Source organism: Microbacterium enclense (assembly GCF_001456955.1).
Classification (GTDB): domain Bacteria; phylum Actinomycetota; class Actinomycetes; order Actinomycetales; family Microbacteriaceae; genus Microbacterium; species Microbacterium enclense.
This window is the reverse complement of record NZ_KQ758478.1, coordinates 950-25,260: the sequence shown is the minus strand read 5'-3', so window position 1 is coordinate 25,260 and position 24,311 is coordinate 950. Positions and strand designations below refer to the sequence as shown.

General features: G+C 71.4%; 22 protein-coding genes. 11 read left to right on the top strand and 11 right to left on the bottom strand.

Annotated features, from left to right (window positions below; all coding sequences use genetic code 11):
- Positions 1-148 precede the first annotated feature (148 nt).
- Together AS029_RS16555 and AS029_RS16550 are read left to right on the top strand one after the other, a co-directional pair.
- Positions 149-1,144 (top strand): LacI family DNA-binding transcriptional regulator, encoded by a 996-nt coding sequence (locus tag AS029_RS16555; protein WP_058233701.1) that lies wholly within the window; start codon positions 149-151, stop codon positions 1,142-1,144.
- A 141-nt stretch (positions 1,145-1,285) separates the two neighbouring features.
- Entirely contained in the window at positions 1,286-2,440 is a 1,155-nt protein-coding gene (locus AS029_RS16550; RefSeq protein ID WP_058233700.1) for a nucleotidyltransferase family protein, read from the top strand.
- A 10-nt stretch (positions 2,441-2,450) separates the two neighbouring features.
- On the opposite strand, the gene AS029_RS16545 is transcribed toward AS029_RS16550, so the two are convergent.
- Positions 2,451-3,779: an O-antigen ligase family protein gene (locus AS029_RS16545; protein ID WP_167345298.1), complete on the bottom strand. Its 1,329-nt coding sequence runs from the start codon at positions 3,777-3,779 to the stop codon at positions 2,451-2,453.
- A 31-nt stretch (positions 3,780-3,810) separates the two neighbouring features.
- On the opposite strand from AS029_RS16545, the gene AS029_RS16540 reads away from it, so the two are divergent.
- The 9 genes from AS029_RS16540 to AS029_RS16500 all read left to right on the top strand — a co-directional run bounded on the left by AS029_RS16540 (position 3,811) and on the right by AS029_RS16500 (position 13,367).
- Positions 3,811-5,253, top strand: a complete 1,443-nt coding sequence (locus AS029_RS16540; protein WP_167345297.1) for a lipopolysaccharide biosynthesis protein — start codon at positions 3,811-3,813, stop codon at positions 5,251-5,253.
- Between the two features lie 66 nt (positions 5,254-5,319).
- Complete coding sequence (locus AS029_RS16535; RefSeq protein ID WP_058233697.1) at positions 5,320-6,240, top strand: NAD-dependent epimerase/dehydratase family protein; 921 nt, start codon at positions 5,320-5,322, stop codon at positions 6,238-6,240.
- On the top strand, positions 6,237-7,337 hold the full coding sequence (locus tag AS029_RS16530) for a glycosyltransferase family 4 protein (RefSeq protein ID WP_058233696.1): 1,101 nt from the start codon (positions 6,237-6,239) through the stop codon (positions 7,335-7,337). Before AS029_RS16535 ends, AS029_RS16530 begins: the two co-directional genes overlap by 4 nt.
- Positions 7,334-8,446: a glycosyltransferase family 4 protein gene (locus AS029_RS16525; protein ID WP_074615991.1), complete on the top strand. Its 1,113-nt coding sequence runs from the start codon at positions 7,334-7,336 to the stop codon at positions 8,444-8,446. Before AS029_RS16530 ends, AS029_RS16525 begins: the two co-directional genes overlap by 4 nt.
- A gap of 9 nt (positions 8,447-8,455) precedes the next feature.
- On the top strand, positions 8,456-9,358 hold the full coding sequence (locus AS029_RS16520) for an SDR family oxidoreductase (RefSeq protein ID WP_058233695.1): 903 nt from the start codon (positions 8,456-8,458) through the stop codon (positions 9,356-9,358).
- Positions 9,359-9,551: 193 nt separating this feature from the next.
- Positions 9,552-9,800 (top strand): hypothetical protein, encoded by a 249-nt coding sequence (locus AS029_RS16515; RefSeq protein ID WP_058233694.1) that lies wholly within the window; start codon positions 9,552-9,554, stop codon positions 9,798-9,800.
- A 101-nt stretch (positions 9,801-9,901) separates the two neighbouring features.
- Entirely contained in the window at positions 9,902-11,296 is a 1,395-nt protein-coding gene (locus AS029_RS16510; protein ID WP_074615994.1) for an alpha/beta hydrolase, read from the top strand.
- Positions 11,293-12,843, top strand: coding sequence for a GMC family oxidoreductase (locus tag AS029_RS16505; RefSeq protein WP_058233692.1), 1,551 nt, complete (start codon positions 11,293-11,295; stop codon positions 12,841-12,843). Before AS029_RS16510 ends, AS029_RS16505 begins: the two co-directional genes overlap by 4 nt.
- A 179-nt stretch (positions 12,844-13,022) precedes the next feature.
- A complete protein-coding gene (locus AS029_RS16500; protein ID WP_058233691.1) occupies positions 13,023-13,367 on the top strand; it encodes a LysR family transcriptional regulator in 345 nt (114 codons plus the stop codon).
- Between the two features lie 170 nt (positions 13,368-13,537).
- Here AS029_RS16500 and AS029_RS16495 read toward each other — a convergent pair whose 3' ends face one another.
- The 10 genes from AS029_RS16495 to AS029_RS16450 all read right to left on the bottom strand — a co-directional run bounded on the left by AS029_RS16495 (position 13,538) and on the right by AS029_RS16450 (position 24,002).
- Positions 13,538-15,178 carry an ABC-F family ATP-binding cassette domain-containing protein gene (locus AS029_RS16495; RefSeq protein WP_058233690.1) on the bottom strand — a complete coding sequence of 547 codons (1,641 nt, stop codon included), beginning with the start codon at positions 15,176-15,178 and terminating at the stop codon, positions 13,538-13,540.
- A 45-nt stretch (positions 15,179-15,223) separates the two neighbouring features.
- Positions 15,224-16,153, bottom strand: a complete 930-nt coding sequence (xerD, locus tag AS029_RS16490; protein WP_058233689.1) for a site-specific tyrosine recombinase XerD — start codon at positions 16,151-16,153, stop codon at positions 15,224-15,226.
- A gap of 1 nt (position 16,154) precedes the next feature.
- Positions 16,155-16,733 carry an NUDIX domain-containing protein gene (locus AS029_RS16485; RefSeq protein ID WP_058233688.1) on the bottom strand — a complete coding sequence of 193 codons (579 nt, stop codon included), beginning with the start codon at positions 16,731-16,733 and terminating at the stop codon, positions 16,155-16,157.
- Position 16,734: 1 nt separating this feature from the next.
- Positions 16,735-18,432, bottom strand: coding sequence for a CTP synthase (locus tag AS029_RS16480; protein ID WP_058233687.1), 1,698 nt, complete (start codon positions 18,430-18,432; stop codon positions 16,735-16,737).
- 132 nt (positions 18,433-18,564) lie between these two features.
- On the bottom strand, positions 18,565-20,262 hold the full coding sequence (gene recN / locus AS029_RS16475; protein WP_058233686.1) for a DNA repair protein RecN: 1,698 nt from the start codon (positions 20,260-20,262) through the stop codon (positions 18,565-18,567).
- The gene (locus AS029_RS16470; protein ID WP_058233685.1) at positions 20,259-21,179 is read right to left on the bottom strand and encodes an NAD kinase; all 921 of its coding nucleotides are present in this window, start codon (positions 21,177-21,179) and stop codon (positions 20,259-20,261) included. Before AS029_RS16470 ends, recN begins: the two co-directional genes overlap by 4 nt.
- The gene (locus AS029_RS16465; RefSeq protein ID WP_058233684.1) at positions 21,176-21,976 is read right to left on the bottom strand and encodes a TlyA family RNA methyltransferase; all 801 of its coding nucleotides are present in this window, start codon (positions 21,974-21,976) and stop codon (positions 21,176-21,178) included. Before AS029_RS16465 ends, AS029_RS16470 begins: the two co-directional genes overlap by 4 nt.
- Positions 21,973-22,143: a hypothetical protein gene (locus tag AS029_RS17740; RefSeq protein WP_167345296.1), complete on the bottom strand. Its 171-nt coding sequence runs from the start codon at positions 22,141-22,143 to the stop codon at positions 21,973-21,975. Before AS029_RS17740 ends, AS029_RS16465 begins: the two co-directional genes overlap by 4 nt.
- Before the next feature lie 18 nt (positions 22,144-22,161).
- Complete coding sequence (locus AS029_RS16455) at positions 22,162-23,193, bottom strand: HAD-IIA family hydrolase (protein ID WP_058233711.1); 1,032 nt, start codon at positions 23,191-23,193, stop codon at positions 22,162-22,164.
- A complete protein-coding gene (locus tag AS029_RS16450; protein ID WP_323339902.1) occupies positions 23,193-24,002 on the bottom strand; it encodes a hypothetical protein in 810 nt (269 codons plus the stop codon). Before AS029_RS16450 ends, AS029_RS16455 begins: the two co-directional genes overlap by 1 nt.
- Positions 24,003-24,311 lie beyond the last annotated feature (309 nt).

The following is a 24,311-nucleotide window of genomic DNA, read 5'->3' as shown; positions in this document are numbered from 1 at the left end:
AAGCATCCCCTCGCCGCACCTCAACGCCTCACCGCGCCGCCCTTTCCCGCCGCCGCAGCCTGCGCGAGGTTACGCCGCGTTTCCTCCGCGAGCGCCCGCCGTCCCTATGCTCGGAGGAGGCCGCGCCCGGCGGCTTCCGAGGAGACGCATGCGCAAGACCGGCCGGCCCACGATGATCGACGTCGCCGCCGATGCCGGCGTGAGCCTGAAGACCGTCTCCCGCGTCATCAACGGCGAACCCAGCGTCGACCCCGGCATGGCCGAGCGCGTGGCCGCGTCGGTGCAGCGCCTGGGCTATCACCGCAACGCCCTCGCCGCGAGCCTGCGCTCCGGCAACCGCGACACGATCGGCTTCATCGCCGCCGACCTGTCGAACACCTTCTACATGGCCGTTGCCGCCGCCGTCTCCGCCGTCGCCGCGCGCGACCGGATGCACCTCGTCATGACCTCGAGTGAAGAGGATGCCGACACCGAACGCTTCCTCGCGCTCGATCTCTGCCAACGCCAGGTGGGCGGTCTGATCGTCGTCCCCACGGCCGACGACCACGCCTATCTCGCGCGCGAGGTCGAACTGGGCACCCCGGTGGTGTTCCTCGACCGCCCCGGCAGCGGCATCCCCGCCGACGCGATCCTGCTCGACAACACCGGAGGCGCCCGGGCGGCGGTCGCCGAGCTGCTCGCCGCCGGACACCGCCGCATCGCCGTGCTGCTCGACCGCCGAGGCATCTTCACGATGACGCAGCGCTGGGCGGGTGTGGAGGAGGCGTTCGCCGCCGCCGGGCGCGCCCCCGATCCGGCCCTCGTGATCGACGGCCTGCACACCCCCGCCATGGCGCGCGACGCGATGCAGCGCCTCCTCGACAGCGGCGACGCCCCCACGGCGGTCTTCTGCGCGAACAACCGCGTCACGATCGGCGCCCTCGAGGCGATCCTGACCGCGGGTGCCGAGGTGGCGGTCGCGGGCTTCGACGACTTCGAGCTGTCGCGCCTCCTGCCGCGACGCATCCGCATCGTCGACTACGACGTCTCCGACCTCGGCACACGCGCCGCCGAGACGTTGCTCGCGCGGGCGGCGGTCCCGGCGACCGGCTCGCAGACGCATCTCGTCCCGACACGTCTCGTCGACCGGGGCGGTATCCACTGACGCGCGCACGCAGTGGTGAAAAACGGCCCGCCCCGAGGTGATTCGTTCCGTTCCCGCCCGCGCGTGACCGCGTCGGCACCGCGGATCCGCGCCGCGGGAAGCGAGACTGGACGGTCACCGCCGTCTCCGCGAGGTCGCCCCATGCCTGCTTCCGTTCCCCCCGGCCACGGGTGGATCCCCATCGCGAACGGCGCGCTCGACGTACGCGATGCCGCAGGTTTCGACGCGGACGCCGACGTCCTCGTCCTCCCCACGCGGGCCTCCGAGGCGGTCTGCCTCGTCGGTGTCGGCGCGGCGCTCTGGCGCCGTCTCATCGCCTCCGCGCCGCTTCCACCCGCCACCGTCACCCCCGATGAAGAGGCGGTTCTGACCCATCTCGCCGAACTCGGCCTCGCCGTTCTCGCGCCATCGCATCCCTCCCGAGTGGACGAGCTGCATCCGCCGGTGCTGTCGTCCGCCCTGCACGAGCTCGTCTACGCCCTCGTCGCCCGCGTGGCCGCGAGCCGTGGCATCCGGTGCGTGTTCACCAAGGGTCCGGCGCTTCGCCTGCAGGGGCTGCGCGATCGCGAGCATTCCGGCGATGTCGACCTGTGGTGCGACCCGGCGCGGGTCGAGGAGCTGGTCGACGCACTGAGGCCGTGGGGATGGCATCGCGCCCCCGATCCCTGGCTCGGCACGACCATCCACCACACCGTGACACTCATCCCCGAGCAATGGGGGTGCGAGATCGACGTGCACCGGCGCTTCCCGGGCCTCACGCTCGACGACGAGCGCGCGTTCGATCTCGTCGTCCGAGACACCGCCCCGCTGCGCTTCGCGGGTGTCGACATCCTGGTCCCTGCTCCTGCGACGCACGCCGTGCTGGCGGCGCTGCACGCGGTCCGACCGGTGATCGGCGCCGGCCGGCGGGCGCCCGGCGCATCCGCCTCCGCGAGGGACTTCCTCGCCCGCGCCGACGGGAGCGTCGTCCGGGCACGCGAGCTCGGCGCCGTTCCCGCGCTGAGACACGAACTCGGCCCCCTCGCCGTCCCCGGCTCCCTCGACGCGGATGCCTCGGGCACTCCACACGACTGGGTGTGGCGGCGGCAGCCCGATCGCGTCCGCGCGTACTGGCTGGCCATGAACGCCGAGCCCTGGCCGGTGCGCCTGCGCTTGATCGCACGGTTCATCTGGCCCCCCGACGACGTAGCTCTCGCCTCGGCGCGGCATGCCGGGCACGCGTCGTCCTCCGCACGGCGCGCCCGATGGATGCGTCTGCGACGCGGCGTGCGGGACTGGCTGCGCCGGCGGAGGTGAGCGGACCGTCTCAGCGTCGGCGCGCCCGCAGGGAAGCCCGGGTGAGAGGGACGGAGGAGAGGGCACGAGCGTGCTCGTCCTCCTCGCGTTCGATCCATCCCTGTCCGGCCAGGACGAAGAGCGGGATGAGCGCGGATGCCGACAGCGGTCCCCACCCCACGAGCCCGAAGGGCGTCTCGGTGGCCCCCACCGCGAGCAGCCCGAGCAGGAACGCCACTCCGACGCCGCGCTGGCGGGCGGAGGGGCGGCGCAGCGTGGCGAAGAGGGCCACCACCATCACCGTCGTCCACGCCGCGAGCACGACGACTCCGCCCTGGATGAGCGTCGTCAGAGCCAGGTTGTGCGCGTGGCTTGCCGCGCTCGACAGCACCGACCTGAGCAGCGGATAGTTGTCCGCGAACCAGTGGGCTCCCAGACCGGACAGCCAGTGGTCGCCCAGTTGCTGTCGGTCGAAGATCCAGATGGATCCGCGGTGGGTGTAGGCCTCGGGGTCGGTCTCGGTGAAGGGAAGCCACAACATGGCGAAGGCGGAGACCGCGAAGCCGAGGATGGCGACCGCTGCGAACGCCGTCCGCGGCAGGATCCGTGCCAGCATCAGCACCACCAAGACGACCGCGGCTCCGACCAGCGCCGTTCGCGAAGACGACAGGATCAGCGCCCACCCCAGGGCGGCGAGAAGGAGCAGCCGCACGGGCCATCGCCGCGCGAGGAAGACGAACGGCAAGGCGAGGGCGAGGAACATCCCGAACGTGTTCGAGTGCGTGAAGATGCCCGCTAGCAGAGGCGCCCCTGTCAGAGACTTGTCGAAGGTGTTCACGCCGCCCGAGATGAGCACTTTCGACGGCGTCAGGAAGAACGCGGCGACGGACGCGGTGGCGACCAGAGCACCGAGATAACCGACCACGGCCAGATCGGGCAGTTTCACCCGCACGCTCACCAAAAGCGCCCCGGCAGTCGCGGTGATGAGCAGACCGAGCGTCGGCGGACGACCGTGCGCGAGTTCATTCGCGGCCAGCACGAGACCGGGCGCGATGACCAGGAGCAGGCTGGGGGCCGTCACACGCCAGTACAGGGCGATGAAGAACGTGGCCGCGACGGCGATCACCGGAACGATGACCGCCCCGAGGCCGTTGAGCGTCACCGCGAGGGCGACCGTCGAGGTCTTGCCCTCCACGTAGTGCTGGCGGTCGCTCAGCACTGTCTCGACGATCGGCGACGCGATCGACGAGGCCCATACCAGGATCACCATGACGCGACGGGCGCGCACGGAGTCGAATAACCCGGGGAGTGTCGAACGGGGGCCTCCGGGAGCGGCTCCCGTCGAGGTTAGCGTGCTCACGGCCGTCACCGTACAGCGCGAGGAGAACCCGATGACCGCGACCGACGTCGTCGCCCCGCGGAGGAGAGGCGCTCTCTTCCTGCTCGGAGCGCAGTGGGGGCGCTATCTCTCGCAGATCCTCGGCATCATCGTTCTCGCGCGACTCGTCGGCCCCGCCGACTTCGGCATCGTGGCGCTCGGAGCATCGGTCGCCGGCCTCGCCGCCGTCCTCGGCGACTTCGGCCTCAGCATGGCGGCGCTGCGTGCGCCGTCGCTCGACGATCACCAGCGCACCACTCTCTTCTGGCTGAACGCGGGGGTCGGCGCGCTGGCGAGCGCCCTCGTCGTCGCTGTCGCACCGCCGCTCGCCGCGGTCTTCGACGACGACCGCCTCGTGACCGTGCTGCTGCTGCTCGCGCCCGCGTTCCTGCTGCGCTCCGCCAGCGCGCAGCTGCGGGTCGAGCTGAACCGATCGGGGCGCCTGGGGCGGCTCGCCGTCGCCGAGCTGGCGGGGGACGTGTCGGGACTGGCCGTCGCGGTGACGGTGGCGCTCTTCGGCGCCGGGTACTTCGCGCTCGCTCTGCAGGGCACGGTCGCCGCCGCGATGACGCTGCTGCTCGCGTTCGTCCTGACCCCGTGGCGCCCGGGCCTCCCCCGGCGCGGGGCCGATGTGCGCGGACTCCTCGCCTTCGGTGGCAATACGTTCGCCGTCCACGCCCTGAACTACGCATCCACGAATGTCGGCACGATCATGATCGCGCGGACCGCGAGCGATCAGGTGATCGGTCTCTTCAACAGGGCGACCCAGTTGGTGAACCTCCCGATCGACCAGGTGATCACCCCGCTGACACGCGTCGTCATTCCCCACCTCGCCGACGCTTCCGGTCCGGACGAGATCGGTGCCCGTCTCGCGCGGTTCCAGACGCTGCTCTGCTTTCCCGCCTTCGCCTATCTCAGCCTCCTCGTCGCCACCGCTCGTCCCTCCGTGGAGGTCGTGCTCGGACACGCGTGGGCGGATGCCGCCGTCTTCGTGCCGATCCTCGCGGTCGCGGCGGTGTTCCAGACGCTCGGTTACGCCCAGTACTGGGCCTTCGTCTCGACGGGACGCTCCGCAATGCTGCTGGCATCCGAGACCGTGGGCCGCGTCGCGATGATCGCTCTGACCGTGGCCCTGTCGTTCTCGGGACCGCTGGCCGTGGCCTCCGCCGTCGCTGCCGGTCAGTTCCTGCTGTGGGCTGCAGCCGCCCTGATCTTCCTCCCGCGTACGGGGGTTCCCTCCGCGGCTCTCGTGCGCGCCGGTCTCCCGCCCCTGGCCGTCTTCCTCGCCGCATGGGCGGTCGCCTCGGCAGCGGACGCCGCGTTCTTCACCCCTCTCGAGCCCCTCGCCCGCCTCATCTGCACGGCCGGCGTCTGGGTCATCGTCGTGTCGGCGCTGAGCCCGCTGCTCGCCCGCCGCGACCTCCGTCTGCTCCTGGCGACGATCCGGCGGAGGTGACTTCGGCGGCCGTCGTCCGGCAGAGAGGGCCCCGCACATGACCGACCGCTCCCCCCGGCGTCGCTGATGGCGCGCTGCCTGGTCATCGGGGCGAACGGCTTCCTCGGCTCCCGTCTCACCGACGCCCTGGTCGGCGCGGGCCATCGGGTGACGGCGTTCGACCGGTTCAGCCGGGGCACGCGGGCCTTCTCCTCCACCGACCTCACCGTCGTCGCCGGCGATTTCCTCAGCGTCGCCGACCTGGCATCCGTGGCCGACGGGCACGACGTCGTCTTCCACTTCCTGTCCACCACCACGCCGGCGACCGTCGACGGCGACCCCACGATCGACCTGCGCACGAACGTCGCGCAGAGCGTCGAACTCCTCGCGATCTGCGCGCGCGTCGGCATCCGTCGCCTGTTCTACGCCTCCAGCGGCGGGGCGATCTACGGCCCCCAACCGAGCGCGACGTTCGTCGAAGACGCCCCGGCGGCTCCCGTCTCTCCGTACGGCATCGGCAAGCTCGCGGTCGAGCGATACATCGACTATTACGCCGCCACCGCGGGCCTCTCGGCCGTCTCCCTGCGCATCTCGAACCCTTACGGCGCCAATCCGAACCCCTCGAAGCGACAAGGGGTCATCCCGATCACGCTGAATCGCATCCTGCGCTCGGAGCCGGTCGTGCAGGTGGGAGACGGGTCGATGATCCGTGACTACATCCACGTCGACGACCTCGTCCGGCGCATCCTGCGGATGGTGGATGCCGAGCCCCGGCACCGCGTCTACAACCTGGGCAGCGGTCGCGGAACGTCCGTGGCCGAGGTGCTGGAGACCGTTCGCGGTGTCGTGGGCCGCGACTTCGCGGTGGAGATCACCCCCAAACCCGCCACCTTCGTCGACCACGTCGTGCTCGATGTCACGCGCTTCGTCGACGAGTTCGGCACCGATCACGACCTGACCCTGACCGAGGGCATCGCCCGCACCTGGATGGAGATGACGACGACATGACACGCGTGCTGCATGTGACCGAGGCGATGGGCAGCGGCGTCCTCAGCGTCGTCGACAGCATCTCCCGTCGACAGGCCGAGGCCGGCGCCGATGTGCGGGTGATGTTCGCCCCGCGCCCCGAGACCCCCTCCGACGAGGCGCTGCGCGCACGATTCCACCCCGACGTCGCGCTCATCCGCGTGTCGACCGGCGGGCGCCTGGACGACCTGCGGGCGTTGGGCCGTGCGGTCCGGCGCGACGACGCGGTCGATGTCGTCCACGCGCACTCCAGCTTCGCGGGCGCCGCGGTCCGGTGGGCTCTGCGCGGGCGGCGCGACCCGAGCACGGTCTTCTATTCGCCGCACGGCTTCGCGTTCCTCCGTCTCGATCTGCCGCGGGGCGCGCGCGCCGCGTTCCGGGCCGTCGAGCGCAGCCTGGCTCGCCACTCCACCCTGATCCTCACCTCGCCCTCGGAGTACGCCGTGGCGCAGTCCGTGCTCGCTCCTGCGCGCGCGCACCTGCTGCAGACCGGGGTGGCCTCCGAGACGGTCGCCCGGCGCCCTCGTCGCGCGGACCGCATGCGGCGCCCCGTCGTCGGGATGGTCGGTCGCGTCACCTACCAGAAGGCCCCGTGGCGGTTCGCGGCCGCCGCTCGGGCGCTCGACGACCGCGCCGACTTCCTGTGGATCGGCGGCGGCGACGCCGCCGACGAAGCGAGGTGGTTCGCCGACGCGCCGGTCAGGGTGACCGGTTGGGTGTCCCCCGACGAGCTGTCGGCACTGATCGACGGTCTCGACGTCCTCCTCTTCCCGTCCTTGTGGGAGGGCATGTCGCTCTCGCTCATCCAGGCGCAGGCGCAAGGACTCCCCGCCGTGGTGTCCGACGTCGTCGGCAACCGCGACACCGTCGACGACGGGGTGACCGGGTTCATCCGCGGCACCGACGAGGGCCTCATCGCCGCGACCGCTCTGCTCCTCGATGACGCGGGGCTGCGCGAGCGCATGTCCGCCGCCGCACTCGAATGGGCGCGTCGTGCTCTGACCGACGACCGGGTCGGCCACGATTCGCTCGCGCTGTACGACGTCGCACGTACCCCCCGCGAGGTCGCGTCACGATGATCGTCGTCAACGCCCGCTTCCTCACGCAGCGAACGACCGGCATCCAACGCTTCGCCACCGAGATCACGCGCGAGCTCCTGGACCTGCGCTCCGACGTCACTCTGGCCGTCCCGAACGGACCCATCGACACCGCCGGTCTCGACCCGTCGCGCATCACGCGGGTCGGGCGCACCCGTGGTCACGCGTGGGAGCAGATCGATCTGCCGCTCTTCGCCCGGCGCCGCCGCGCGCTGCTGCTGAACCTCGCGAGCACGGGGCCCATCGGCTACCGCCCCCAGATCTCGACCCACCACGACATCACCTGGATCCGGCATCCCGAGAGTTTCGGCCGCCGCTTCCGCGCCGTGTACGGTCTCGTCGTCCCGCGTCTCATCGCCCACAGCGACGCGCTGCTCACCGTCAGCGAGTTCTCGCGCGGCGAGATCGCCCGTCACTTCGGCGTGGATCCCCGACGCTTCACGGTGATCCACAACGGCGCCGACGCCCGCTTCCATCCGGGCGAGGCCGCGGCCGGGCGCCCCTACCTGCTCGCGGTGTCCTCCCCCAACGCCCACAAGAACTTCGCCCGCATGCTGTCGGCGTTCGAACGCTTCGCCGAGACCCACCCCGACGTCGAGTTGCGCGTCGTCGGCAGCCAGACCAACAGTTTCGCGCGACAGCGTTACGAGGACTCCCCCGCCCGCGTCCACTTCCTCGGGCGCATCGACGACGACGAATTGACGACGCTGTACCGCGGTGCCCTCGCGTTCGTGTTCCCGTCGCTGTACGAGGGTTTCGGCATCCCCCCGCTCGAAGCGCAGCAGTGCGGGTGTCCCGTGATCGCGGCGCGAGCCGCCTCGATGCCCGAGGTCCTCGCCTCCTCCGCCGTGTACGTCGACCCGTACGACGAGACCGACCTGGCCGATGCCATGTCGCGCGTGGTCGACGATCCGACCCTGCGTGCGCACCTCGTCGCCGCGGGCCTGACGAACGCCGAGCGCTTCTCGTGGCGCACCTCTGCGGAGCGTGTGTCCGCGGTCGTCGACGACGTGCTGGCCGGGGGCGGCGGCCGTACCGCTGTCGTCGACGGCCCCGTCAAGGCCTCGGCGTCACCGCGTTCCGGTGCCTAGCGTCGGAGCATGACCTCCGATCGCGATCAGTTCACATTCGACAACCCCGTCACCCGGTATGCGCGCGTCGAGCCGCCCGTGCAGCACCAGCCCGAGCCGGGCGTGCAGGCCGATATGACCCCCGTGCCCGACCTCGGCGAGAAGACGTACCGGGGCCTCGGCCGGCTCGTCGGACGCAAGGCTCTGATCACGGGCGGCGATTCCGGCATCGGCGGCGCCGTCGCCATCGCGTTCGCGCGCGAGGGCGCCGACGTGGCGATCGTGCACCTCCCCGACGAGCAACGCGACGCCGACCACGTGCTCGAGCAGATCCGGGATGCCGGCCGCACCGGCGTCTCCATCGCGCTCGACATCACCGAGCCCGCCGCCTGCCGCGAACTCGTGGATCGTGCCGCCGACGCGCTCGGCGGTCTCGACATCGTGGTGAACAACGCCGGCAAGCAGGTCATGGTCGACACGGTCGAGGATCTCTCGGACGAGCAGTTCGAGCAGACGTTCCGCACGAACGTCTTCGCACCGTTCTGGATCACGAAGGCCGCACTGGCCCACCTGCCCGAGGGCGGCACGATCATCAACACCGCTTCGCTCGAGGCCTACGTCCCCGCGCCCGACCGGCTCGACTACGCCGCCACCAAGGCAGCGATCAACAACCTGTCCAAGGGGCTCGCGCAGCAGCTCGCCTCGCGCGGGATCCGCGTCAACGTCGTGGCCCCCGGTCCCACGTGGTCGGCCCTGCAGGTGAGCCAGGGCGTCTCCGACGATCAGATGGAGCATTTCGACGACGAGAGCACCTACCAGCGCGCGGGTCAGCCGGCCGAGATCGCGCCGGCGTTCGTGTTCCTGGCCTCCGCGGAGTCGAGCTACGTCTCCGGCGAGACGCTGAACGTCAACGGCGGCATGGTCACGCCCTGACGAGGGGCGGCGGCGGCGCGGGTGAGGCGGGAAGGCCCGACGTCGATGCCGCGGGTGATCTTCGGCCGCGGCATCGACCGTCGCCGCTAGCAGGGTGTCCGCGGTCCGGCTGAGCACGCCCGATACTGACGACTCGCCGCGCGGTCGTCCGGGACGCGAGAGTGTCGGACCGCGGCTCGTCTCAGGAGGATCCATGTCCCAGCCCGCTCCGGTCGGCGTCGATTATCCCGGCAAGTCGCTCGGAATCGTCGGCCTCGTGCTGTCGTTCTTCTTCACCTTCATCGGCTCCCTCGTGTCGTTCATCGCCTGGCGCCAGTCGCGTGCCGCCGGCTACCGCAACACCCCGGCGCTCGTCGGCGTGATGATCGGCGTCGTCGCACTCGCATTCTGGGTCGTGCTCATCGCCGTCTTCACCCCGCTCTTCGCCGCGACGACGATGTGATCGCACGGAGGGCGCGGCGACCAGTCCGCGCCCTCCTTGCGCAAATCGTCTCGGATCGCAAGCGGCCCTGGCGACGCCGCCCGGTGAGCGAGCGTGAGTGCATGCCCACCGAGAACGCCACCGCCACGGGCGGGGCGCCCGTCACCCTGTTCGCGCTTCACGCCCTCGGGGCGAGTGCCGGCTCCTTCGACCGTCTCGCCGAGCGTCTCGACGGCCGGGTGCGTGTCGAGGGCATCGACCTCCCGGGATTCGGCTCCGCCGCATCCATGACCGACTCCTCGGTCGCCGCGACCGTCGCGCATGTCGTCGACCACCTCGCTCACCGTGCCCGTGGCCGGTGGATGCTCGGCGGCCACAGCATGGGCGGCAAGATCGCCGCGCTCGTGGCATCCCGCGTTCTGCGCGGCGACGCGCCGCTCGTCGGGCTCGCCGGCATGGTGCTCATGGCGCCGTCGCCGCCCAGCCCGGAGCCGATGTCCGAGGAGCGCCGCGAACGCATGCTGTCGTGGGTGGCCGAGGGGCCCCTGTCCGACGAGGATGCCGAGACCTTCCTCGATCAGAACACCGCGGAGAGGTTGGACCCCGCCGCTCACGCGAACGCCGTGGCCGATCTCCGCCGTACCTCGCCCGACGCGTGGCGCGCCTGGCTCGATACCGGCAGCCGTCTCGACGCCTCAGCCGAGGTCGGCACGCTCGACCTGCCCGTCCTCGTCCTCGCGGGCACCGACGACGACGACCTGGGCGCGTCGGCACAGCCCGGACTTCTGGCATCCGTGTATCCCCGTGCGCGGTTCGTCCCGCTCGACGACACCGGTCACCTCATCCCCCTCGAACGCACCGCCGAGGCGGCCGCGGCCATCGCCCGCTTCGTCGACGACGAGGTGCTGCTCGGGCCGAGCGTGCCCGACGACTGGGCGGCTCTCATCGCCGGTGACCGCGTCGACGCCCGCGTGCGCGGCATCCTGAACCGCCGCGCCGTCCCCGATGACCGGGGGTACGCCCCCGAGGTGCTCGATGTCGCTCAGTTGACCCTGCTGCGCGAGGTCGCCGACCTCGTGGTTCCGCAGGACGACGCCGCGATCGACGTCGCCGCCCGCGTCGACGCCCAACTCGCCCGCGGCGAGGGCGACGGGTGGCGCAGCGCGGATCTGCCGCCGGACCCCGAGGCGTACCGCGCCGGCCTCGACACGCTCGCAGCGGTCTGGCCGACCGACCCCGCCGAGCGCGAGGACGTGCTGCGCGCCGCCATCGAGGGGACGACGGATGCCAGGGGCGCCCTCGACGCGGCGCGGCTGAAGATCTGGCTCGAAGACGTCCGCAACGACCTCGTCCGGCAGTGGCTCGCCCACCCCGCGAGCATGGCCCGCATCGGCTACGACGGCTTCGCCACCGGCGGCACCCCGATCCGCGGGTTCGTCGAACTGCGGCTGGGTCGCCGCGAAGACTGGGAACCGGCCGGTGTCGGCGGCACCGTGACGACAGGAGATTCCGCATGAACATCGAGCAGATGCGCACGTTCGGCACCGACGAGACCGTCGACGTGGTGGTCATCGGAACCGGCGCCGGCGGCGCCCCGCTGACCGCGGAACTGGCACGCAAGGGCCTCACCGTTGTCGCCATCGAGGCCGGACGCCACTTCGCCCTCGACGACCTCACCCCCGATGAGACCGAGGCCGTCGAGATCAACTGGATGTCGGAGCGCCTGAGCGGCGGCGACGACCCCACCGCGTTCGGTCCGAACAACAGCGGACGCGGCGTCGGCGGCTCGATGCTGCACTGGGGGGCGTTCACCCCGCGCCCCGACCGCCACGACCTGGCGCTGCGCACCGAGTCGGGTGTCGGCCGGGATTGGCCCGTCGATCCCGACGAGCTGCTCACCTACGTCGAGCGCGTCGAGGGCGACATCGGCGTCTCGGGGCCGACCCCGTACCCGTGGGATCCGGCCCGCCGCTACGCCTACGCGCCCGCCGCACGCAACGCGCCCGCGAATCTCGTCGCCCAGGGCTGCGACGCCCTCGGTGTCCGTTGGGCCGACGCCCCCGCCGCCGTCCTCACCCGGGCGCGGCTGCAGGACCACCACGGCGAGCGCGGCGCGTGCGTCAACTGCGGCGAGTGCCACCAGGGTTGCCGGACGGATGCCAAGGCCTCCACCGCCAACACGTACCTGCCCGCGGCGGTCGCCGCCGGCGCCGAGATCCGCGCCGAGGCGATGGTGCACGCGATCGAGCTCGACGCCCGCGGGCACGTCGCGGCGGTCGTGTACCGCCAGGGCGACGTCGACGTGCGTCAGCGCTGCCGGTCGCTGGTGCTGGCCGGCGGCGGGGTCGAGACACCGCGTTTGCTGCTGCACACCGGTCTCGCGAACGACAACGGCCAGGTGGGCCGGAACTTCCTCGCGCACGGCGCGACGCAGGTGTGGGGCCGGTTCGACGAGCCGGTGCGCGGGCACCGCGGCTACCCCTCGTCGCTCATCAGCGAGGACATGATGCGCCCGGCCGATGCCGACTTCGCCGGAGGCTATCTCGTGCAGAGCCTGGGGGTCATGCCGCTCACCTTCTCGACCACCCTCGTGCGCGGCGGCGGCCTCTGGGGACCCGAACTGTTGCAGCGTCTGGAGCAGTCGCGGTTCATGGCGGGCATCGGCATCAACGCCGAGTGCCTCCCGTCGGACGACAACCGGCTCACCCTCGCCGACGAGACCGACGAGTTCGGCATCCCCCGCGCCCGGGTGACCTTCACCGCCGGTGCGAACGAGAAGGCGATCGACCGGCACGCGACGAACTTCATGCTGCGGGTGATGGAGGCCGCGGGCGCCCGCGAGACGATGGTGCTGGCCCGCACGGCCCACACGATCGGCACGTGTCGCATGTCGGTCGACCCGTCCGACGGTGTCGTGGATGCCGACGGCCGCTCGCACGAGATCCCGAACCTCTGGATCTGCGACAACTCCGTCTTCCCCTCCGCCATCGCCGCCAATCCGGCGCTGACGATCATGGCCCTGTCGCTCCGCACCGCCGACCGCTTCCTGGCATCCGCCGCCTGACCCGCCCACCCGCGCCGCCGCGACGCCGCGACGCCGAACTGACCTCACCTTCTCGAGATAACCCGCCGTCAGGCCGGATCGCGTGTCGTTTCGGCGATCGCGGGTCGGCTCGACGCGGACCGCGCCGTGGTCTCCGCGGGGTGCGCCGCTGCACGGGGCCGCACGGGAGAATGGATGCCATGAAGCTCGAGCATCTGCGCCGGTTCGCCGCCCTGGCCGAAGAACTACACTTCCCACGCGCGGCCGAGCAGCTCGGCATCCCCCTCGCGTCGCTGTACACGACGATCGACAAGCTCGAAGAGGAGGTGGGGCAGTCCGTGATCTCGCGGACTCCGCCCACCCAACTCACCCCCGCGGGACGCCTGCTGCTCGACGAGGCGCGCCACCGCATCGCCGACGCCCCGCCGCCCGCGCCGAAGCAGAAGGCGCCCGGCGGCGGCAAGGCCAAGGCCTCGAAGGGCAAGGGCCGTGCGCCGATCGTGAAGGGCCAGCCGAAGCCCTACAAGAAGCGCCAGGGCCGCTGAGTCCGGCGCGACAAACGCGATCCGCGCGCAGAAACGCCGTCTCACCGCGTTTCTGCAGGCGAAGAGCGTTTCTCGGTGGGGATCGCCCGCGATACGCCTCGCTGATGACCGCGTCTGGGTGACCCCTCCGCCCGCCGCGCCACGCGCATACCCGCGCGGCGCAGCCGACCTCACAGCTCCGTGACGACGCCCGCCTCGACGCGCCAGCGTCGGTCGGTCTGCACGGCCGCGAGCATGCGCCGATCGTGCGTGACGAGCAGCAGCGTGCCGGTGTACGACGCGAGCGCCTGCTCGAGCTGCTCGATCGCGGGCAGGTCGAGGTGGTTGGTCGGTTCGTCGAGCACGAGCACGTTGACCCCGCGCGCCTGCAGCAGAGCAAGACCGGCGCGTGTGCGCTCGCCCGGAGACAGACCGTCGACCGCGCGCGTGACGTGGTCGGCCTTGAGTCCGAACTTCGCCAGCAGCGTGCGCACCTCGCCCGAGTTCATCTCCGGCACGAACCCCTCGAACGTCTCGGCGAGCGACCGCTCCCCGACGAACAGCGAGCGCGCCTGGTCGATCTCGCCGATCTCGACGCTCGCGCCCAACGAGGCGGTACCGTCGTCCGGCGTCTGACGGCCCAGGATGCCACGCAGCAGCGTCGACTTGCCGGCACCGTTCGGCCCGGTGATGCCGATCCGCTCCCCCGCGGTGACCTGCAGCGAGACGGGACCGAGGGTGAAGTCGCCCTGTCGGAACACGGCGCCCGAGAGCGTGGACACGACCGAGCTCGAGCGCGGAGCGGAACCGATCGTGAACTCGAGCTGCCACTCCTTGCGCGGCTCCTCGACCTCCTCGAGGCGCGCGATCCGGCTCTCCATCTGGCGGACCTTCTGCGCCTGCTTCTCGCTCGACTCCGTCGCGGCCTTGCGGCGGATCTTGTCGTTGTCGGGTGACTTCTTCATCGCGTTGCGCACGCCCTGGCTCGACCACTCGCGCTGCGTCCGCGCACGCGATACGAGGTCGGCCTTGGTGTCGGCGTACTCCTCGTACTTCTCTCGCGCCTGACGACGCAGCGTCGCGCGCTCCTCGAGGTAGGCGTCGTACCCGCCGCCGTAGACGCGGTGCGAATTCTGCGCGAGGTCGAGCTCGAGCACGCGGGTGACCGACCGGGCGAGGAACTCGCGGTCGTGGCTGACCAGCACGACACCCCCGCGCAGCCCCTTCACGAACGTCTCGAGACGCTCCAGACCATCGAGGTCGAGGTCGTTCGTCGGCTCATCGAGCAGTGCGATGTCGAACCGCGAAAGCAGCAGCGCCGCCAATCCCACACGGGCCGCCTGCCCGCCCGACAACCCCGTCATCTCGGCATCCGGTCCGACGTCGAGTCCGAGGTCGGCCAACACGACCGGCATGCGTTCATCGAGGTCCGCCGCCCCGCTCGCGAGCCATCGTTCGAGCGCGGCGGCGTACGCGTCGTCCGCTCCGGCGACGGTGGGGTCTCCCAGCGCCGCGGCCGTGGCATCCATCTCGCGCGTCGCATCCGCGCACCCGGTCCGCCGGGCGATGTACGCGGTGACGGTCTCCCCCGGCACGCGCTCATGCTCCTGCGGCAGCCAGCCGACGAAGGCGTCCGACGGGGCGAGGCTGATCGACCCACCCTGCGGTTCGTCACGGCCTGCGAGCAGCCGCAGCAGCGTGGACTTTCCCGCACCGTTGGCCCCGACGACGCCGATCACGTCACCCGGTGCGACGGTGAGGTCGACACCCTCGAACAGCGTGCGGTGTCCGTACCCGCCGGAGAGGTTCTGGGCGACGAGCGTGGCGGTCATCGTCCTAGTCTCTCAAGACGGGCACGCGACCGCCGTCACCACCGCTCACCGCGCCCGCGGGTGCGCGGTGGCGTACACGTCGCGCAGGGCGTCGACGGTGACGTGCGTGTAGATCTGGGTCGTCGCGACCGATGCGTGACCGAGCAGCTCCTGCACCACTCGCACGTCGGCGCCGCCCTGCAGCAGATGCGTGGCGAACGAGTGCCGCAGCGTGTGGGGTGACACGTGCGACGTCAGACCCGCCCGTTCGGCGGCGGCCTGGATGACGAGCCACGCGCTCTGCCGGGACAGCGGCGCGCCGCGCACGCCGAGGAAGAGCCGCGGCGTCGCCCGTCCCTTCGCCGCGAGCGCCGGCCGAACCCGTGTCAGATACGCCTCCACCGCGGCGCGCGCGTACGAGCCGACGGGAACGATGCGCTCCTTGTCGCCTTTCCCTCGTACGCGCAGCAGGTCGCCGTGGGCGGTGTCGTCGACGTCGAGCTGCACGATCTCCGACACGCGCGCACCGGTCGCATACAGCAGCTCGAGCAGCGCGCGGTCTCGCACGGCAGCGGGTTCCGCCGCGGAAGCGTCTGCTGACCCGGGCGCAGGGCCCGCGGCGTCCAGCAGGTCGTCGACCTGCGCGATGGTCAACGCCTTCGGCAGCCGCCGCGGGGCCTTGGGCGGTCGCAGCCGCCCGCTCGGATCCGCCTCCGCACGCCCCTCACGCACGAGGAAGCGGTGCAAGCCCCGCACCGACGACTGCAGCCGCGCCAAGGACGAGGATGCCGGCGGTGGAACCGCCGAGGCGCGTTCGGCCGCGAACTCCGCGATCAGCGCGGGCGTCACGGCCTCCACCTCGGTCACGCCGCGGCCACCGAGCCATTCGCCGTACACCGCGAGGTCGCGGCGGTAGGCGGCGACGGTGTGATCGGAGAGCCCGCGCTCGAGCGCGACGTGCCGGAGGTACGTCTCGACCGCGCGCTCGAGCTCCACGTCAGTGCGCGGCGGCCTCGCGGCGCAGCACCTCGGCCGCGGCGAGCGCGCCCGTGGCCAGGATGCCGTTGCGCAGGCGCCCCGCGAGCACACCGTCGATCACGTCGGCGAGCGCCAGCCGCTCCACGCGCATGTCGGATTCTTCGTGTTCGCGCTCGTAGTCGGTCTCGACGGTGCGCAGTCCACGGGCGAGGAAGACGTGCACGACCTCGTCGTTGCCGCCGGGGGTCGTGTGCATCGAGACGAGGTGCTGCCAGCGGTCGGCTTCGAGATCGACCTCTTCGGCCAGCTCGCGCTTCGCCGTCTCGATCGGCGGCTCTCCGGCGACATCGAGGAGCCCGGCGGGAATCTCCCAGTCGCGCTCTTTGATGGGGTGCCGATACTGCTGGATGAGCACGACCCGCTCGTCGTCGTCGATGGCGACGACCGCCGCGGCACCGGGGTGCGCCACGTACTGCCGCGTCATCTCGCCCTCGCCGTAGCGGACGGTGTCACTGCGCACGTTCCACACGGCACCCTCGTACACGAGGTCGCTGGAGACGACCTCGAGCTCGACGGCTACGTCGCGCAGCTGCTCCACGTCAGTCCTCCTCGACGTCGAACAGCTCGCTCGAGCGGTGACGCTCCAGCGCCGCGCCGACGAGCCCGCGGAACAGCGGGTGCGGCTCGGTGGGACGCGAGCGCAGCTCGGGGTGCGCCTGCGTGGCGATGTAGTACGGGTGCACGTCACGCGGCAGCTCGACGAACTCGACGAGGTCGAGGTCGGGATTGAGGCCCGAGAACACCAGGCCCGCGTCGCTCAGCTGCTGACGGTAGGCGTTGTTGACCTCGTAGCGGTGGCGGTGACGCTCCGAGATGCGGTTGGCCCCGTAGACCTCGGCCGCGAGCGAGCCCTCGCCGAGGTCGGCCGGGTACAGCCCCAGGCGCATGGTTCCGCCGAGGTCGCCGCTCTCGAGGATGTCGACCTGCTCGGCCATGGTCGCGACGACGGGGTGCGCGGTGTCGGGGTCGAACTCACTGGAGGAGGCGCCCTCGAGGCCGGCCACCGTGCGGGCGTACTCGATCACCATGCACTGGAGGCCGAGGCAGATGCCGAGAGTGGGGATGCCCTGCTCGCGGGCGAACCGCAGCGCGCCGAGCTTGCCCTCGATCCCGCGGATGCCGAACCCACCGGGCACGATGATGCCGTCGACGGCGCCGAGCGCCTTGGCCGCACCCTCGGTCGTCTCGCACAGGTCGGACGGGATCCAGGTGATCTTGACCTGCGTCTCCTGCCCGAATCCGCCGGCCTTGATGGCCTCGGTGACCGACAGGTACGCGTCGGGCAGGTCGATGTACTTGCCGACCAGGCCGATGGTGACCTCGTGCTTGGGATTGTGCACGGCGTTGAGCACGCGCTGCCAGCGCGACCAGTCGACGTCGGCGGCCTTCGCGATCTCGAGGGCGTCGACGATGTAGGCGTCGAGACCCTGGTCGTGCATCATCGTCGGGATGTCGTAGATGCTGGGCACGTCGATGGCGTTGACCACCGCGTCTTCGTCGACGTCGCACATCAGCGCGATCTTGCGCTTGTTCGACTCGGTGACGGGTCGATCGCTGCGCAGCACGAGGGCGTCGGGCTGGATGCCGATGGAGCGGAGCGTGGCGACGGAGTGCTGCGTCGGCTTGGTCTTCTGCTCGCCGGACGCCCCCATGAACGGCACGAGCGAAACGTGCACGAAGAAGACGTTCTTGCGGCCCAGCTCGTGGCGGATCTGGCGTGCCGACTCGATGAAGGGCTGCGACTCGATGTCGCCGACCGTGCCGCCGATCTCGGTGATGATCACGTCGGGCTGCGGGCTCTCGCTCGCCTGCAGACGCATGCGGCGCTTGATCTCGTCGGTGATGTGCGGGATGACCTGCACGGTGTCGCCCAGGTACTCGCCCCGGCGCTCGCGCGCGATCACCTGGGAGTAGATCTGCCCCGTCGTGACGTTGGCCGCCTGGCTCAGCTCGATGTCGAGGAAACGCTCGTAGTGCCCGATGTCGAGGTCTGTCTCGGCGCCGTCGTCGGTGACGAAGACCTCGCCGTGCTGGAACGGGTTCATCGTTCCCGGATCGACGTTGAGATACGGGTCGAGCTTCTGCATGACCACGCGCAAGCCGCGGGCGGTCAGGAGGTTGCCGAGGCTTGCCGCCGTCAGGCCCTTACCCAAGGAGGAGACGACTCCTCCGGTCACGAAGATGTGCTTCGTCGTGAAGGTCTTGTCGTCTGAATGTCCCGCGTCCGAAGTCTGCATCACGGGCTTCGATCCTATCAGTCGCATCTGTCCGGTGGGCTCGCGGATCCACTCCGCTGGTCCCGCAGTCTGGCATCGACGTCCGACATTCAGGTCACGGAGTCGTGACGTTCCCGGGTCGTCGCCCGCGGATCAGCCGACCGCGCGGCCGGTCGCCAGCAACTCGCGCGCGTGGGTGAGCGCCGCGTCCGAGTCGCTCAACCCCGACAGCAGGCGCGCCATCTCGGCTTCACGCTCGGCGCCCTCGAGCCGTCGGACGCTGGATGCCGTGACCGCGCCGTCGTTGCCCTTGACCACCGTCAGGTGGTTTCCCGCGAACGCCGCGACCTGAGCGAGGTGCGTCACGGCGATGACCTGGGACGATTCGGCCAGGCGCGCCAGACGGCGGCCGACCTCGATCGCCGCCGCGCCGCCGATGCCGGCATCCACCTCGTCGAACACGAACGTCGGCACCGGGTCGACACCGGCGATGACCACCTCGATCGCTAGCATCACGCGGCTGAGCTCGCCGCCCGAGGCCCCGCGCGACACCGGCCGCGGGTCGGCGCCGGGGTGCGGGGCCAGCAGGATCGACACCTCGTCGCGGCCGTGCCCCGCCGGGGCGGCGGGTGCCACCTCGACCGTGAGGTGCGCGTCGGGGAGAGCCAGCGCGTGCAGTTCCTCGGTGACGGCGGCGCCCAACCTTTCGGCGGCATCCCGGCGCGCTGCGGTGAGCGCCTCGGCACGGGCGTCGAGCTCGTCCGCAGCGGTATCGCGCTGCATCTGCAACCGCTCGACGCGATCGCCGTCGTCGTCGAGCTCGACCAATCTCGCCGAGCCCGTCTCGAGCAGAGCGATCGCGGCGTCCACCGATCCGTGAGTGCGGACGAGGCCGGCGAGCACTCCCCGGCGCTCGTCGACGGCAGCCAGTTCGTGCGGCCCCGACTCGTCGAGGTCGGCCAGATATCCCGAGAGCGCGACGGCGGCGTCCGTGGCACGGTAGCCGAGGTCGGCCACCTGTTCGCCGATCACGGCCAATGCCTCGTCACTGTCGGCGATGCGCTCGAGGGCACGCCGCGCCTCGGCGAGCAGTGCGACGACATCGGGCGTCCCGTCGTCGTTCGAGAGCGCCGTGTGCGCGGTGACGGCCGCCAGGCGCAGCTCTTCGGCGTTGGCGAGGCGTTCGGCACGTCGCGCGAGCTCCTCGTCCTCCTCGGCGACCGGTGCGACGGATTCGATCTCGGCGATGGCCGCGCGCAACTGGTCGGCCTCGCGCGCGCGGTCGTCGCGGTCGGTCGTCAACGTCGTCAGTTCGGCATCCAGCGCCCGCCAGCTCTCCCACGCGGCGCGGTAGGCGGCACGCGCAGCCGCCACCGGCTCTGCGCCGAAGCGGTCGAGCGCCTCGCGCTGCGCTGCCGACGATTTGAGCCGGAGCTGGTCGGACTGCCCGTGCACGACGACGAGGTCGTCGGCCAGATCGGCGAGAACGCCCGCGGGCGCGGTGCGACCGCCGACCGTGGCGCGTCCACGTCCTTCGCTCGACACGGTGCGCCCCAGGTACAGTTCCGCCGCGCCGCCGCCGACGGGTTCGACGTCACCGCCCGCTTCGCGCACGCGCACGGCCACGGGGCCGTCCTCGGGCACGAGCCAGACGCCCTCGACCGCGGCCTGAGCAGCCCCCGACCGCACGGCGCCGGAATTGGCTCGCTGTCCGAGCAGCAGCCCGAGCCCCGTCACCACCATGGTCTTGCCGGCACCGGTCTCGCCGGTGATGGCGGTGAACCCGCGACCGATGGGCAGGGTCGCGTCGGCGATGACACCGAGGTCGCGCAGGCGCATCTCCTCGATCACGAGGCACCTCCCGGCATCCCGCGCCAGCCCGTGACGGGGAGCTGGAACTTGCGCACGAGACGGTCGGTGAAGACGGCGGGGTGCAGACGGGCGAGGCGCACCGGACGAGACGACCGACGCACGACCACGCGCGCACCGGGCGGCAGCTCGTGCGAGCGCCGACCGTCGCACCACAGGATGCCGCTCCCGCTCGTGCGCTCGAGCACCTCGACGGCCACGCTCGCGTCGGGGCCGACGACCAACGGACGCGCGAACAGCGCATGCGCCGAGAGGGGAACGACGGCGATCGCCTCGACGCTGGGCCAGACGACGGGCCCGCCGGCGGAGAAGTTATAGGCGGTCGAGCCGGTGGGGGTCGCGATGACCACGCCGTCGCATCCGAACGATGACAGGGGTCGCCCGTCGACGGCCATCACCACCTCGAGCATGCGCTCGCGGCTCGCCTTCTCGACGGTGGCCTCGTTCAGGGCCCAGGTCTCGTAGATGACGCGGTCATCGGCATCCTGGATCTTCACCGCGAGCGCGAGGCGTTCCTCGACGGTGTAGTCACGGGCGATCACGCGGCGCACGGCGTCGTCCATGTCGTCGCGCTCGATCTCGGCGAGGAAGCCGACGTGGCCCATGTTGATGCCGAGGATGGGCGCCGTCCCCCCGCGCACCATCTCGGCCGCGCGCAGGATCGTGCCGTCGCCGCCCAGCACGATGGCCAGTTCGACGTCGTCGATGTCGACATCGACGCCCAGGGTCGCCACGCCCTCGAGCGAAAGTCTCTCCGCGAGCTCGGGGCGGTCGTCGGCCGAGACGACCGGCACCGCGCCCGCCGCACGGACGGCGGTGAGGATGCGCTCGGCGGCATGGACGGTGTCGTCGCGGCGCGCGTGGACGACGAGGAGGATTCGGCGATCGCTGGGGGTCATCGGCTTCCGGTCAGTCGGGTCACGGTGCTCTCCCATTCTGAGGGGTCGCTGCCGTGTGCAGCCGAGAACCACGCAACGTACTCCTGGTTGCCGTGTGTTCCGACGATCGGCGAGGCGATGAGACCGTTGGTGCGCAGCCCCACGTCCCACGCGGCCCACAGCACCCCGTGCACCGCGTCGGAGCGCAGCGCCGGATCGGTGACGAGCCCGCCCTTCACCGCGGTGCGGCCGACTTCGAACTGCGGTTTGATGAGCAGCACCACCTCGGCGTCCGTCGCCGCGGTCGCGATCACCGCGGGGAGGACGTGGGTGAGGGAGATGAACGAGAGGTCGCCGGTCACCACGCGGGGTCGCTCGGCGACACCCGTCGCGGCGGCGAGGGAGTCGGCGGTCATGAACCGCACGTTATACCCCTCCACCGACACCACGTCGGGATCGGATGCCACGACGGTGGACAACTGCCCGTGCCCCACGTCGACGGCGAGCACCGGACGCGCACCGCGCTCGCGCAGAACCTGAGTGAAGCCGCCCGTCGAGGCGCCGAGGTCGAGGGCCACCCTCCCCCCGACGGCGATCGCGAACGCGTCGAGCGCCGCGATGAGCTTGTGGGCACCGCGACTGACGTAGTGATCCGCCCCCGCCACCTCGATGGTGGTGGACGCGTCGACCGACGCGGAGGGCTTCACCACGGGGCGACCGTCGACGCTCACCAGTCCGCCCGCGATGAGCTGGGTCGCGTGCGAGCGGCTCCTCGCGAGTCCGCGGGCGGCGAGCTCGGCGTCGAGTCGGGGACTCACGCGCGCGGTGCCGTCGACGTGTCGGTCGGGGCCGACTCCAGACGTCGGGCGAGCTCCTCGTGAACAGCGGCGTAGGCGTCCGCACGGGTGTCGAGCGGCTGCGCCTCGATCACGCGGAGCCGGTCGACGAGTTCGGGCTCGGCATCCCTCTCGGTGCTGTCCGACATGGATGCCATGCTACGTCGTCAGCGCACGCGGAACGGGTCGATGTACAGACGCTCCGGAACGCGGAATCCGAAGATCGCACGGCCCGAGTTCCAGATCGCGGCGGCCCCCGCGCGCAGCAGATCGATCTGTCGTCCCTCCGACACGATGCGCAGGTCGACGCCGTCGATCTCGACGACGGCATCGCCGACGCGCGTGCGATCGCCCTTGACGATCGTCGCGGGGTACGGCTCGAAGAGCTGACGCAGATCCTCGACGATGTAGTCGGGTCGCTGCGACGGGATCGCGGCGAGAATCTGCTTCGGCCGATCGATCCCGGTCAGCACGAGCACCGAGGGCATCTCGGCCGTGCGCGCTCCCTGGATGTCGGTGTCGAGGCGGTCGCCGATGAACAGCGGCGCGCGCGCTCCGGTGCGGGCGACGGCCTCGTCGAAGATCGGACGCTCCGGCTTGCCGGCGATGGTCGCGAGGCGACCGACCGCCGTGTGCACGGCCGATACGAGCGTGCCGTTCCCCGGTGCGATGCCGCGGGCCTGCGGGATCGTCCAGTCGGTGTTGGTCGCGACCCACGGGATGCCGCCGTCTTCGACGGGCGTCGCGAGGGCGTAAGCGGCCTCCGCCAGCTGCGCCCATCCGACCTCGGGCGCGAAGCCCTGGACGACCGCCGCCGGAGCGTCGTCCGCGCTGCGCGTGACGACGAAGCCGGCTTTCTCGACCTCGACGACGAGACCCTCGCCTCCGATGACGAGCAGGGTCGAGCCCGCCGGCACGAGGTCCTTCATCAGCCGCATCGCGGCCTGCGGACTCGTCGTCACGTCGGAGGGCTGCACACGCAGACCCAGCGACGACAGGTGGGCCGCCACCGAGGCATCGGTGCGCGACGCGTTGTTGGTGATGTAGCCGAGCTGCTTTCCCTCGGCCTGGGCCCTGTTGAGACTCTCGACCGCGTGCGGAAGGGCACCGGGACCGGCGTACACGACACCGTCCAGATCGGCGAGCACGACATCGATACCGTCGAGCGGGGTCGCCTCGGGCTTGCTCCGACCGAAGATCACCGCTCGTCCTCGCGGTCGCCCGACCGGTCGTCGACGTCGCTCCGGGCGGACCCGTCGACCGCGTATTCCGCGGACGCGACCGCGGCATCGGCGTCGACGTCGTCCACGGGGATGACTCCGGATGCCACGTCCACGCCGCCCTCGTCGTCGATGAGGTCGATCTCCTCGACGACGATGACCTCGCGGTCGGCGACTCCGGCCGCGGCATCCAGGGCGTCGGCGGCGATCTGCGCGCGACGCTCCCACTCGGATGCCTCCTCGTGGCGCCCCAGTTCCTCGAGCACGGCTGCGCGAGCCGAGAACAGAGCGGGGCTCCACTCGAACGCACGGTCCGGGTCGGCCTCGGGGATGTCGAGTTCCTGCAGGGCGCGTTCGGTCTCACCGAGATCGAGCCGCGCTCCCGACATGGCGATCGCGAGCTGCACGCGCACCGGCACCGTGAGGGTCGAACGGTCCACCGCGCGGCCCTCCTCGAGCGCGCGGTCGGGACGCCCCACGCCGCGCTCGCTGTCGACGATGAGCGGGAGCTGCTCGTCGGACCCGGTGATGCGACGGTGCGTGCGCAGTTCGCGCAGGGCCAGGGCGAAGTCACCGACGGCGTAGGCGGTGATGGCGACGGTCTCGCGGACGACGCCCACGCGTCCGGCGCTTCGGGATGCCGCCAGCGCGTGCTGATGAGCCAGCTCGGGGTCGTCGTCGATGAGGCGTGCCGCCATGGCGAGATGCCGCGCGACGTTCTCGGCGTTGTCCTTGCTGAGGGTCTTGAGTTCGTTCCGCGCCGCACCGGGCAGGTCCCACGCCGTCACCTCTTCGGGGATCTCCGGCCCACGCTCACGGCGATCCTGTGGCGGACGGGTGACACGGGAGTCCTCACGATCGAACCGGCGAGGTGCGCCGGCACCGGGGCGACGGTCACCCGACGGTCGGCGGTCGTTCCCGCCGAAGCTGCGCTGATCCCGCTCCTGCCGGGGGCGGCCCGCGCCCTGCCCGTCACGGGTGTAGGAGCGGCTCGCGTCACGCGGAGGACGCGAGTCGTTGTCACGTCGGAACGGACGCTCACCCTCCCGACGGTACGGACGGTCACCGTCACGCGGGGGACGCGAGTCATTGTCACG

Coding starts and splice junctions, on each gene's coding strand:
- AS029_RS16555 (WP_058233701.1), top strand. CDS start 149: ATGCGCAAGACCGGCCGGCCCACGATGATCGACGTCGCCGCCGATGCC.
- AS029_RS16550 (WP_058233700.1), top strand. CDS start 1,286: ATGCCTGCTTCCGTTCCCCCCGGCCACGGGTGGATCCCCATCGCGAAC.
- AS029_RS16540 (WP_167345297.1), top strand. CDS start 3,811: ATGACCGCGACCGACGTCGTCGCCCCGCGGAGGAGAGGCGCTCTCTTC.
- AS029_RS16535 (WP_058233697.1), top strand. CDS start 5,320: ATGGCGCGCTGCCTGGTCATCGGGGCGAACGGCTTCCTCGGCTCCCGT.
- AS029_RS16530 (WP_058233696.1), top strand. CDS start 6,237: ATGACACGCGTGCTGCATGTGACCGAGGCGATGGGCAGCGGCGTCCTC.
- AS029_RS16525 (WP_074615991.1), top strand. CDS start 7,334: ATGATCGTCGTCAACGCCCGCTTCCTCACGCAGCGAACGACCGGCATC.
- AS029_RS16520 (WP_058233695.1), top strand. CDS start 8,456: ATGACCTCCGATCGCGATCAGTTCACATTCGACAACCCCGTCACCCGG.
- AS029_RS16515 (WP_058233694.1), top strand. CDS start 9,552: ATGTCCCAGCCCGCTCCGGTCGGCGTCGATTATCCCGGCAAGTCGCTC.
- AS029_RS16510 (WP_074615994.1), top strand. CDS start 9,902: ATGCCCACCGAGAACGCCACCGCCACGGGCGGGGCGCCCGTCACCCTG.
- AS029_RS16505 (WP_058233692.1), top strand. CDS start 11,293: ATGAACATCGAGCAGATGCGCACGTTCGGCACCGACGAGACCGTCGAC.
- AS029_RS16500 (WP_058233691.1), top strand. CDS start 13,023: ATGAAGCTCGAGCATCTGCGCCGGTTCGCCGCCCTGGCCGAAGAACTA.
- AS029_RS16495 (WP_058233690.1), bottom strand. CDS start 15,178: ATGACCGCCACGCTCGTCGCCCAGAACCTCTCCGGCGGGTACGGACAC.
- AS029_RS16480 (WP_058233687.1), bottom strand. CDS start 18,432: ATGCAGACTTCGGACGCGGGACATTCAGACGACAAGACCTTCACGACG.
- AS029_RS16470 (WP_058233685.1), bottom strand. CDS start 21,179: ATGACCCCCAGCGATCGCCGAATCCTCCTCGTCGTCCACGCGCGCCGC.
- AS029_RS17740 (WP_167345296.1), bottom strand. CDS start 22,143: ATGTCGGACAGCACCGAGAGGGATGCCGAGCCCGAACTCGTCGACCGG.